Origin of the sequence: Polaribacter sp. (genome assembly GCF_965660385.1) — a bacterium.
Taxonomy (GTDB): domain Bacteria; phylum Bacteroidota; class Bacteroidia; order Flavobacteriales; family Flavobacteriaceae; genus Polaribacter.
In genome coordinates, this window is record NZ_CBFHZT010000008.1 from 20,831 (window position 1) to 34,102 (window position 13,272).

A 13,272-nucleotide genomic window follows, 5' to 3' on the forward strand; every position below is an offset into this window, starting at 1 on the left:
TTCAATAATATAATCTTATCAAAAAAATAGTTTAAATTTTGAAAAAGACACTTCAAAGAAATAAGCACAATAAATCATTTGTTTTATTAAACTTACTATTCATCATGAGTTTCTCGTTTGTAAATGCTCAAACCTATGTAACAATGTATGTAGAAGATTTTGAGTCTATTGATGTAGGGACACAAATTAGAGATTTAGATTTTAAATGGTGGGGTTTCAATTCAATAATTACAGAATCAGCAGGTAATGGTGCTAATAGTAGTAATCGATTTATAACTACTACAAACACCCTTAATACTGTTGGTATCAGTAAAGTATTTTCTCTTATAAATACTAAGCAATATAGATTTACTACTACAGTAAAAACGGCAAGTACTAACACCCACAATCCTTTAAGAATAACAAGGCCTAATGGTGCAGGGAGTTATTTTAATAACGGGCAAATTCCGGGTACAAATCAATGGGAAACCTATACATCAACTTTTACAGCATTAGCCAGTGAAGATGTTGATTTTGTTACTATAAAAGTTAATGCAGGTGAATTAAGTTATGATAACATAAAACTACAAATAGAGGGAATCGCCTGGACAGGTGCAATATCTACCAATTGGCACGATGCTGGGAATTGGGAAGGAAATCAAATACCAACCCAAGATGATAGTGTACTCGTTACAAATACAACAAATCAACCTATAATTGGTGATGCAGAAGTTCGAGTAAAAAATTTAGAAATTGCAGATGGTGCCAGATTATTAGTACAAAATAGTAAACCTTTAATTGTCAACGGACAGTTAACAGGAAATACTGGCTATGTAGAATTACTAGCAGGAAGTACTTTATTTTCAGATAGTATAGTTGGGGACAGTCATATTATACCTGAGCTAGGAACCTTTAATGTAAATGCTGTTTTTCAATCCAATATGATTTTACAACGTCAACAACCAATTCCTATTTATGGAGAAGCAAGTGATGGCTTAAGTGTTTCTGTAACTTTAGATGGCGAAACTAAAACCACAACAGCAAGTAATGGAAAATGGGAAGTTATTTTCGATGCAAAAGAAGCAGGAATTGGTAGTTTAAACTTATCTATTACTGGAACAGATAGGTATAATTTTACAGATATTTTAATGGGAGACGTTTGGATTTGTGGAGGGCAGTCTAATATGCAGTTAAATGTTGGTTATTTTAAAGATAGTGGATATTCAGAATTTACTAATGTTCCTGGTAGTTATGAAAATAATCAAATCCGATTTGCTAAAGCAAGAATTTATGAGTCTAACGAAAAACAAGATAATATTCAATATTCATCAAATTGGGAAGCTGCAAATGAAACCTCAATTTTACAATTCTCTGCAACGAGTTACTTTTTTGGCAAATATTTACACGAGGAAGTAAACGTCCCTATTGGATTGATACTAGCAGCAAGAGGAGGCACAGGTATGGGGTCTTTTATTCCTTTAGAAACTGTAAATGCTAACGCAAATATTAAAGATAAGTACGATTACAATGCAATTAATTTATCAGGACCTTCTACGTTATACAATACTATGATTCATCCATTGACCAAACAAGCTGTTAAAGGGGTTATTTGGTATCAAGGAGAAAATGAAGCTAACAGACTTGCAGATAGAACAACTTTAAGTTCCATTTTTACAGATCTTATAAGCTCTTGGCGAACCGCTTGGAATCAAAATGATATGCCATTTCTATTTACGCAACTTTCGGCTTGGGCAAAACAAAATAATTCGCCTGTAGAAAGTAATATTGCAATCGTAAGAAATCAGCAATTACAGACGTGGAAAAATGTTTCTAATACTGGTATGGTTGTTTCTATAGATGGTGGTGTAAATGGTGGTTCAGATGATATACACCCACCAAATAAAGAAGATGTAGGTAGCAGACTAGCACTTTTTGCAAGAAAATTAGTTTATGGAGAAAATATTGTATACACAGGACCCAAAATAAGAGCAGCGGTTCGCGTAAACCAAACAGATAAAGCCATCCTAAAATTTAAACATTTTGGTGAGGGATTAGAAGCAAAAGCTGTTACTTTAAACACCAATGGCTCTGAGCAATTCAATTTAAAAGTAGATAGCTTATATAGTTTTGAATTGGCAGGTGAAGATAACATCTTCCATGAAGCAGTTGCGAAAATAGAGAATGACAGTATCATAACAGTGACATCTGTTAACGTTTCAGAACCTGCTAAAGTTAGATTTGGCTGGAATAACTTTCCGTTAACAAATTTATATAACGAGGCAGATTTACCAGCATCACCTTTTGAAGAGCAAGTAACTCTTGTAGACAATGATAATTCCATATCTACAACTGAATTAGTCACTTATAATGCAATTCCCGGCAGATCACCATCTGATCACTACACTTGTAGAGTTAAATTAGCGAACGAAGATGACACCAAGTGGCGAAATGCATTCGTGCTTCAAACAAGAGCCAAAGAACCATCAGAAGATCCTGAAGAAGCTTATTATGATGTTTTAAGCGGTTTTACTGCTTCTTGGATTGCTTTTGAATCTGATTTTAATGGGGATGATGTAATTGTTGAAATTGCAAAAAAAGATGGTTCTCCTATAACCAAAGCCATGGTAAGACCTGTTGGGGAAGCTTCTGCTGCTGTTATTTCAAATGGAAAAGCTTATGTAACCTTTACAGAAGCTGCCAATGTGAACGTTGATATTAACGGACAAATGGAGGATAATTATACTGGGCATGGCTATACTGGGCCAAAAGTACATACCATATCCTTATTTGCAAATCCAGTTTTTGAAAAACCAAACGTAAATGACAACAATGTAAGGGTAGTCCAGCCAAGTGAAGACATCAATACTATAGATAGAGAAACTTGGCAAACTATTGTTTTTGCGCCAGGTGTTCATGACATTGGACTAGGATTTCAAATTTTAACTGATGAAACTTTATATATTCCAGGAGATGCTGTTGTACATGGTACCATTCATCCACCAAATTTATGGGGAAACCAAGCTGCAAAAAACTTCAAAGTTTATGGTTCTGGGACTTTAAGTAGCGAAAATATTGTGAGACGTCCTGATGATGACGATAATTTATTAACAAAGCCATTTACGTACCAAGCAGAAGGAACTCATTTAGAAGGTTTTGTAGTTGCAGATCCTGCTTTTCACACGTTTAATATGGGTAATTCTAGAGGTGAAGGTGCTGAAATTAATATTTATAAAAATCTAAAAATTTTAGCTTGGAGAGTTAATAGTGATGGTATAAATGCTTTTAGAAGTTCTGAAGTTTTTGATTGTTTTTTTAGAGTACAAGACGATGCTTTTTATCATGGAACTGGTAATGTAAATCAACACGACAATACCGTTTGGAATGATGCCAATGGTGCTGTATTATTTTTACCAAATGTAGTTGATGGAAGTACCTCGAACTTTAGTGACGTTAAAGTAATATACCACAGAGCAGGCTGGCACTGGTGGAATGGAGGAAGAATCATTAACATGCGTGAAACTGCACCAGGAAGAACAATATCAAATGTACATGTAAAAAATATTTTGGTTGAAGATCCGCTACCAGCATTTCCCCCTTTTTATGGAAAGATAGATTCTGGTTCTAATGAAAATATTGTGTTTGAAAATATTGTGTTTGAAAATATTCGACAAGAACATAATGGTGTAACAAGTATTTTGGATGCTAATCGGGGAAAACCAAGAAACACCTTATTAGGTTTAGACGAAAACAGAAAATTCGAAAATATTTATTTTAAAAATTGCTATTTCAATGGAAAAATACTAAGCAGTTTTGAAGATGGAGATTTCTTAATTAACGAATTTGTAGATCAAAATACTGTAGTTTTTAGTGAAGGTTTCCAAGATAATTTAATTAATGTAACTGCTCCAAAGAATGTTTCACCAAATGAAACTATAAATGTTGGGGTTGAATATTCTGCTGCTCAACGTAGAGACTTACAAGTTTATATTCAATTAAATTCTTCTCCTTGGACAAATTATGGTTCAACAAGAATTACTGTAGAAGAAGGATTAAGCACAAACAATATCTCGCTAACAATAAACGAAAATATTCCTTTAGCCAATGGAGCCTACAAAATAGTAGCTATTTTAATTCCTGAAGGTGAAGGTTGGCCAGAAAGACTAGATGAAATTACAGTTCCTAATATAAATGCTGTGTCAACTTTGTCAACAAATGAATACAAAGACATTGGAGTAACTATTTTTCCTAATCCAGCAACAAATCATTTAAAAATTGAAAGTGCAGCACCTATTTCTAATCTAAAGCTCTATTCTATAAGAGGTAAACTTCTTTTTAATAAAGTTTTAAACCAAACAAACCAATATCAATTAAATCTATCTAATTATTCAAAAGGAATGTATTTTATAGAAGTTGAAAATTCAAAAGGAAAATTACACTCAAAATTAATTATCAATTAATTATCTCTATGAAAAAACAAGTACTTACATTTACAATAACGTTTTTCTTTTTTACAATTAATCATATTTGTTCACAAGAACTTATCGTTTATAATAATATTCCTGGTCGTGCAACTTCAGATTATTACCAATGTAGAGTTAAATTTGAGAATGCAAACAAATCTAAATGGGAAGACGCATTTGTATTACAAACTAGAGCAAAAGAAAAATCGGAAGATCCTGAAGACGCTTATTATAAAATTCTAAGAGGTTTTACTGCTTCTTGGATTTCATTTGAATCTGATTATAAAGAAAAAGTAATCGTAGAAATCTCTAGAAAAGACGGAACACCAATAACTAAGGCCACGGTAAGACCTGTGGGTCAAGCTTTACCTGCCAACATTATAGATGGTAAAGCCTATGTTACTTTTTTTGAGCCAGCTAACGTGAATGTAGACATCAACGGACAAATGGAGGATAATTATACGGGTTTTGGTTATAATGGTCCTAAAGTGCACACCATAACTTTATTTGGTAATCCTATTTTTAAAAAACCAGATGTTAATAATCCAACAATAAAAGTCTTACAACCCAATGAAGACATTAGAACTTTAGATCGCTCTAAATTTAAAACAGTAGTTTTTGCACCAGGCATTCATGATGTTGGGTTAAGCTATAAAATTCACAGCGATGAAACCTATTTTATTCCTGGTGATGCCATTGTTAAAGGAACTATGCATCCAAAAGACGCTTGGGGTAACAGCGCTTCAAAAAATTTTAAAGTGTATGGCTCAGGAACGTTTAGTAGTGAACATATTGTAAGACATCCAGATGATGATGATGACAAATCTGTAAAGCCATTTACTTATCAAGCAGAAGGTGCTCACTTAGAAGGTTTTGTAATTGCAGATCCTGCGTTTCACACGTTTAACATGAATCATTCCACAGGAAAAGGTGCTCCTAATATTTATAAAAACCTTAAAATTTTAGCTTGGAGAAAAAACAGTGATGGGGTAAACGCATTTAGAAATTCTGAAGTTTCTGATTGTTTTTTTAGAGTACAAGACGATGCTTTTTACTTAGGTACAAAAAATGTGAATCAACATCATAATACTGTTTGGAATGATGCAAATGGGGCAGTATTATTTCTTCAAAATATTGAAGATGGAAGCTCTTGTATATTTAGTGATGTTAAAGTAATTTATCAACGTGCAATGTGGCATTGGTGGCATGGAGGAAGAACTGTAAGTTTCCGTGAATTAAGACCTGGAAAAAAACTTGCCAATATTCATGTGAAAAATATTTTGGTAGAAGATCCTCTACCTGCTTTTCCACCATTTTATGGAAGAATAACTGGAAATAAAAAGTCTGATAAAGAAGTTGTTTTAAAAAACATAGTATTTGAAAATATTCATCAAACACATGATGGAGTTTCCACAAGCCTTGATGCAAAAAAAGGTAAAGCAAGAAACACCTTAAAAGGATTGGATAACCTTAGAATGATAAAAAATATCACATTTAAAAATTGTTCCTTTAAAGGTAAACCGTTAACTAGTTTTGAAGATGGTAATTTTTACACACAATTTGTAGATGATAAAACGATAAAATTTATCAACAAAAAAGACTAATTAAAAAAAACTGATTTCTTAGATAATAAAAACAACTTTTAAACTCTTTTTAATCTATTATCTAACGAGTTTTTTATCAAATAAACTTAACCAAACCTATAAAGACCTATCTGTATAGATTTTAATAATACATCTAAGTATTAAAATTACTTCGAGATAAAAGGACCTATTTTTAGAACTAAATTTCACCAATATCCTTAAAAATTCATATATATCTTTATAGGACATCGCGAAATCGATATAGTGTCATTTTTACGATTTATTATAATCTCCAACATTTTATTAATTATGAAAAAAACAGTATTTTTTTTAAAAACGATTTTTGTATGGTTTGCAGTTACAACTATACAAGCTCAACAACTTATTACTTTTGATAGCATTCCAAATCGAAATAGTTCTGATTACTATTTATGTAAGGTTAAATTTGCTAACGAACCAGACTCAGAATTTAGAGATGCTAATGTGCTACAAACCAGAGCTAAAGAAGCATCTGAAGATCCAGAAGGAGCATATTATGGTACACTAAGAGGTTTTACAGCTTCTTGGGTAGCTTTTGAGTCAGATTTTACTAATAATGTAGTTGTAGAAATCTCTAAAAGAGATGGTACACCTATTACAAAAGCCATGGTAAGACCAGTAGGCGATGCTCAACCTGCAACTATTACCAATGGTAAAGCCTATGTAACTTTTACAGAACCTGCAAATGTAAATGTAGATATTAATGGGCAGATGGAAGACAATTATACAGGTTACGGATACAATGGAGCCAAAGTACATACCATTAGTTTATTTGCCAATCCAATTTTTAATGCTCCAACAGGTACCGATGTAAAAGTACTGCAAACAAATGAAGATATAAGAACCATAGATAGAACTCAATACTCTAAAATTGTTTTTGCTCCAGGTGTCCATGATGTTGGGTTAAGCTATAAAATTCATAGCCATGAAACCTATTTTATTCCTGGTGATGCTATTGTTAAAGGAACTATGCATCCAAAAGACGCTTGGGGTAACAGTGCTTCAAAAAATTTTAAAGTGTATGGCTCAGGAACATTTAGTAGCGAACATATTGTAAGACATCCAGATGATGATGATAACAAATCCGTAAAGCCATTTACCTATCAAGCAGAAGGCGCTCATTTAGAAGGCTTTGTTGTTGTTGACCCTGCTTTCCATACATTTAATATGAATCATACAGGAGACCCAAATAATATCAATATCTATAAAAACCTTAAAATTTTAGCATGGCGAATTAATAGCGATGGAATAAATGCATTTAAAAATTCTGAAGTTTCTGATTGCTTTTTTAGAGTACAAGATGATGCCTTTTACTATGGTGTAGAAAACGTAAACCAACATGACAATACAGTTTGGAATGATGCAAATGGTGCTGTTTTATTTTTACAAAATATTGTGGACGGTAGTACCTCTACTTTTAGAGATGTAAAAGTAATTTATCATAGAGCACATTGGCATTGGTGGAATGGTGGAAGAATAGTAAGTATGCGTCAGTTTAGAGATAATAAATCTATATCTAATGTAACTATTAAAAATATTTTTGTTGAAGATCCATTGCCTGCTTTTCCTCCTTTTTACGCTACAATGGATGCCAATGCTACAGGTACAGAAATGACTTTAAACAATATTGTTTTTGAGAATATTCAACAAGAGCATGATGGTGTGGTTACTAATTTGCCTAATGATAAAACTAAACCACAGAATACTTTAAAAGGATATACTAATCAACTTTGGGAGAATATAACTTTTAAGAACTGTTATTTTAATGGTAAAACACTAACTAGCTTTGCAGATGGTGATTTTTATACAGAAAATGTAGATTCAACTACCGTTGTTTTTTTAGCAGATAAATTAACTAATATTACTAGCCCAGAGGAGGTAACTCCTTACAAAACAGCTACTGTAACTATTGATTATTTTGCAAGTGAAACTAGAGATTTACAAGCTTTTATTCAATTGAATAGGTCTCCTTGGACATCTTATGGCTCTAAAAGAGTTACCATTAATCCTGGCTCTGGAACCGAAAGTTTATCATTTGAAATAGACGCTAATATTCCTTTGGAAAATGATGCATATAAAATTGTAGTCAATTTGCTTCCAGTCGGACTTGGATGGCCAGATAGATTAGATGAAAAAGTTGCTTTTAATATAGATGCTGTTGAAGGAAATGATGAGCTGATAAATGTAACAGCGCCTCAACAAATATCGCCTAATGAGACTATTACAGTTAATGTAGATTATTTTGCAAAAGAAATTATTGACTTACGTGTTTTTATAAAAGCTAATAATTTACCATCTCAAGAATTTGGCTCTAAAAGAGTTACAATAAATCCTGGTTTTGGCTCAGAAAGTTTACCTTTTCAAGTAGATGCTAATATAACAGTAGAAAATGGTCCTTATAAAATTGTTACTAATCTATTACCTGTTGGTCTTGGGTGGCCAGACAGATTAGATCAAAAAATTATCAATAATATAAGTGTAGATGTTAGTGCGCAAAAATCGCTTTCAACTATAGATATGGATAAAGATAATTTTACAATTTTTCCAAATCCAACTAGAAATAATGCCTCAATTACAAGTAGTTTTACTCTAAAAAAAATTAAAATATATTCTTTATCAGGCAGGTTAATTTTTGAGAAAAAAGTTAATGCAAAGGAATGTGATATAAATCTCTCAGGTTATGCAAAAGGAGTATATTTTATAGAAGCTTCTAATAATTCAATACAATCTGTAAATAGACTTATACTAGAGTAAAATTAGATTTTTTATTACTAAACTCCTTTGAAATTGATTTTTTAAAGGAGTTTTTTATTGAATCTAAAAAGATTCAGCTTATTATTATCTAAAAGCTATAAGCTCAGAAGACTGTATTAGATTACAGATTTTAAGAAAATAGCTTATCATTTTGAGCTATAAGAACTATGTGATGTGCTTTTACCATTATAATTATCTTTTACTTATAACTCACCCCTTTTTTATCAACTTCTATCAAGTGGAAAATTGTATTGCCTGTCCCAGAGTTTTTTATAATAATATCTGCCCCTTTTTCTCCACCATTGGTAAATAACGCATCTTTAAGTTCTATTGTAGTTTCTAACCATTTCGAAGTTCCATTGGTTTTTTGAGTAATAGCTTTTTTCATTTTTCCTTTTGAGGCATGGTACATTAAATCCCAACTGCCTACTTCACTATCGTGATAAATAATTTTAATTTTCACTCCAGATTTTTCTTTAGTAGCGTGTTTGCCAAAAAATAGATCGTCTAAATCAAAATAAAAAGCATTTTTACCAGAAGAGTAATCAAATCTTCTTGCAAACCTTCCATAGATTGATTGGTCTACATTCCATAACGCTACACTTGTTTCCTCTGGATCTATTTGCGTTAAGTGACGTTTGTAGTTTGTAGTTAAAATTTTCCAACCAACATCGTTAAATCCTTTTCTTTTTCGGTTTTTCATTCCACCATAAATAGCTTTTTTTACATCACTCATTTGAGCACCAAAGCTTTTAAATTGTTCAGCAATTTTAAGATACCTATCTGTATTCTTTTTTGTTGCCTCTCCATATTCATTTTCAGGAAATTGAGTAACGTCGGCTGCATCTAATCCACGTCTTAAGGCGTTAAAAGCATAATCTGCAGTTTCAGGGTTGGTTTGTGCTGCATATCTATTAAAAAGTTTAAGAGCGGGGAAGTTTTCTTTATCATCACAAGCATCCCATGGTACATTCCATAAAGTTAATCCACAATGTGTAGCGTATAATGCAGACCAATACAATCCTTGAGGAATATTTTGTTTGCTCCAACCATGAACTCTATATTCTTTATCTTGTTCACCTCTTGCAAAAAACACCTTTCCATTAGCCTCAACAGCTTTTCTAAACTTGTTAAAATTTTCTAATCGTTCTTGAGCATTACTAATGTGATAGCCATGGGAAAACATTCCGTTTTTAAGCCCTACAGCTTTTGGTAATTTTTCTAAAATCCAATTGTATTCTTTTTCATCATTAGAGTCGTAATTTGTTAAAAGAGGTGTTTGTAATTCTCCATTTTTCGAGAAGGCTTCAACCATTTTCTCCCATGTTTCAACTCTAAATTGACTCCATTGTTTTTTTGTAATATTATATTTTGGGTCTATTGGTTTTCCTTTATAAGGAGAGCCATCTCCAGTGGAACCTTCTGCACTCTGTATAAATAAAATTCTTTTTCTTAAATCTGCTGGTAAAGCATTAATGTATTTACCTAATTCGGTTAACATTCTGTGAAAATAAAACTTGTAATTCTCATCAAAATAATAAGGAAAGTAACGTTTTGTAGTTTGCCCTAATGGATTAACAGTTTCAGGAAAAGCCACCAAAGGAACCCCTTTATTGAACAACCATTTTGGTGTCATTGCCCAAGTTGTATCGCGTTCAGTAATATTTTTTGTTGCAAAAGCAACCCATACCATTAGAAAGGTATTGTAATCATCTCTCGCCATTTGTTCTAAAGGCTGTTTTATTAACCTATCAAATTTAAATTTGCCCTCTTTAGGCTCTAATTTACTCCATCTAAGTATTAATGGACCGCCTTTTAAGTGTGGAGTTTTTTCTCGATTCACCTTTCTTGCATCGTAATTTACCCAAGAATATACACCCCATGCATCTTTTGGAAATGTTTGTCCGTTTATACCTAAAAACGAAAAAAGACAAATACTAATTATAGCGATTTTTAAAAACTTCATTTTATTTTTTAATTAATTGTATTAAATAGTCTACTGTTTCTTCTGCAATTAAACGATACCCTGCATTGTTTGGATGTCTATCTTTATACCAATCAGGTATATTATTAAAAACAGCATCAAATTCTTTGGTTTCTAGTCTTACCATATCTGTTTTTTTCCATTGCACAAACTTTGTAAAGGGTTTTAAAACCTGGTGGTATCTTTTAGGTAAATCACTTAAAGGAATAAAACGAACCCGTAAACTATTTTCACCTAGTTTTTCTTCCATTTTTTCATAAGGTGTGTAAATGTCAAAAAAATCTAAATTTTGTTCTTTAGCTACTTCTTCAATTATACGATTCGTTAAACCATCTTTTTCTTCTCCTCGCCAAGAAATGATGTTCATCATAATAATTTTAGAATTCTTAAAATCTTTTTTTACCATTTTAATAGCATCTTCTACTTCAGATTTAAAGAATTTTTTAAAAGGTCTATTTTTTCGATGTGCTTTCCCTGGATTATAATCATTTATTCCGTATCTAAAAAAAATATAATCAATGTCTTCTAAATCTTTAGTAACTTCTTTGTAGCGACCAGATTGGATGAATTCATAAGCAGTATCACCCCCTCTACCTACATTAATTACTTCTACTTCTGGCATTCCTTTTTCTGCCATAAGTAGACTCGAAATAGATTTTTCTAAAATATATTTACCTCCAATGGTTGTACTATCTCCCATTAATAAAATTCGTATTTTATCTTTTACTGGATAAATTACAAAGGCAGTCGTAACTAATAGTATAATCGATAGTATTGAGATTTTTAAAAACCTATTCATTGTTTTATAATTTTAAATTAGGGTAAATGATTTTGACGAATTATTATTTTAAATCTATTTCAACAGGAAATCCATTAAATTGTTTTGCTCCATCATCAGAAACATCTACATCTCTTGGCCAACACTTAAAAACAACCTTTTGACTATTCTTTTTAAATTTTATGAGTCCATATCCAGCACCATTTGATGGATTATCAGGATTTACATAGGCATGCATGGTTATTTTATTATCAAAACCATCTAAAAATTGTCCATTCCATGGCAGTTTACCATTGGTATTTGCTCCTGCTTTTTCATCTTCTGGCAACCACCATCTGCTGTAGTAGTTATTTACAATGGCAGGCACAACAAAAGCCCATGGACCATCATCAAATTCATCAATTCCATGTTGTATCACTGTTGCTAAATGTTGATCTCCAGCAATATGAATGGCATTTGCTTTTTTTATAAGTTCTAAAGCTTTATTTCTCCCAGTCTGTGGCCATCCATTGGAATCTAAATCGGCATGAAGCCTAGTTTTTTTCTTACCATGTAAATGTGCTCCACCACAAAAACCTGTTTGCGATAAAACCACTTTCATATGTTGCTGATTTTGTTTTCCCCAATCTTCAAGAAAATTCAATTGTCTTTCGCCTAGTAATTCAAGACCTTCTAAGTTAATACTTTCAGGATTATAACTAGGATCTAAAATGTGATCTGGTCTTGGACCCGCTTGTGGAATTTCACCATTAGGACCAGATTTAAACTTTCTGTCTTCAATAATTGCAAAATCAACACCACCAACTACTAAACTGGTATAATACACACCTATGCCTTGTTCAATTGGCAAAGGATCATACGCATCTGGTAAATGGGCTGTTTGGCAACGCTCTACCATTTTCGCATAGGCTGGATGATAATAAAAACCACCATCATCACCTGCAGGAGTGGTTGCTTTTTTCCCATATTCTCCCCAAAAATTTCCTTGACCATAATCGTGATCATCAGGAATAGTTACACAAGGACGATTTCTAAAAACCTCTCTAAATTGCATTCCAAACTTTAACCAAGCTGCAGTATGTTCAGTGTGGTCGTATGATTGATCTCCAGCAAAAAATACCAAATCTGGATTTTGAAAATTAATGTTATTTACAATTTTATCTCGATCTCCACGATCCCTATTGCTGTTACAAGAGAGCGCAGCCATAGTAATTTCTTGCTTGTTTATAGGGTCTTTTCTTATTACACCTTCGAAATATGCATTTTCACCATGTAATATTCTGTATTTATAATCTTTTGTGGTGTCCCAATTCTCAACTCTAAATGTGGTAGACCAACCTAAATCATTGACCTCTTTTTTCTGAATTTCCTGCCAATTGTCATCTTGCTTTATTTCAAGTCTAACTTCTCTGATTTCATTGGGATATAATGGAAATAGTTGGGCAGTTAACTTTACAATATTGTTATGAAGCGTGTAAATACCAAAGGCAACAACTTCATCTCTGTCTACTTTTACATTTATTATATTGTTTGGTTTTCGGTTCCACCAATCATTAGTAGCAATCGTATCTATCCCTTTAAAAGGAGCTTTAATTGGTGGTTTTTCTGAAGTTGAAACAGTAATATTTGATTTTTTACAGTTTTGAAAAATTAACAATACTAAAATTAAAAAGGATACACTTTTCTTAATCATAT

The 13,272-nt window shown here is 32.3% G+C and carries 6 protein-coding genes; 3 read left to right on the forward strand and 3 right to left on the reverse strand.

Features of this window, described 5'->3' with window-relative positions:
• Positions 1-38: 38 nt before the first annotated feature.
• From ACTG3V_RS04140 to ACTG3V_RS04150, 3 genes are all read left to right on the forward strand, one after another.
• Complete coding sequence (locus ACTG3V_RS04140) at positions 39-4,436, forward strand: sialate O-acetylesterase (protein ID WP_439130873.1); 4,398 nt, start codon at positions 39-41, stop codon at positions 4,434-4,436.
• Between the two features lie 8 nt (positions 4,437-4,444).
• Complete coding sequence (locus tag ACTG3V_RS04145; protein ID WP_439130874.1) at positions 4,445-6,043, forward strand: hypothetical protein; 1,599 nt, start codon at positions 4,445-4,447, stop codon at positions 6,041-6,043.
• 288 nt (positions 6,044-6,331) lie between these two features.
• Complete coding sequence (locus ACTG3V_RS04150; RefSeq protein ID WP_439130875.1) at positions 6,332-8,815, forward strand: T9SS type A sorting domain-containing protein; 2,484 nt, start codon at positions 6,332-6,334, stop codon at positions 8,813-8,815.
• Between the two features lie 199 nt (positions 8,816-9,014).
• Here ACTG3V_RS04150 and ACTG3V_RS04155 read toward each other — a convergent pair whose 3' ends face one another.
• From ACTG3V_RS04155 to ACTG3V_RS04165, 3 genes are read right to left on the reverse strand one after another with little or no spacing between them, the layout of a single operon-like run.
• Entirely contained in the window at positions 9,015-10,781 is a 1,767-nt protein-coding gene (locus tag ACTG3V_RS04155; RefSeq protein ID WP_439130876.1) for a hypothetical protein, read from the reverse strand.
• Position 10,782: 1 nt separating this feature from the next.
• Entirely contained in the window at positions 10,783-11,598 is an 816-nt protein-coding gene (locus tag ACTG3V_RS04160) for an SGNH/GDSL hydrolase family protein (protein ID WP_439130877.1), read from the reverse strand.
• 43 nt (positions 11,599-11,641) lie between these two features.
• Positions 11,642-13,270 carry an alkaline phosphatase D family protein gene (locus ACTG3V_RS04165; protein WP_439130878.1) on the reverse strand — a complete coding sequence of 543 codons (1,629 nt, stop codon included), beginning with the start codon at positions 13,268-13,270 and terminating at the stop codon, positions 11,642-11,644.
• Between the last annotated feature and the right edge of the window lie 2 nt (positions 13,271-13,272).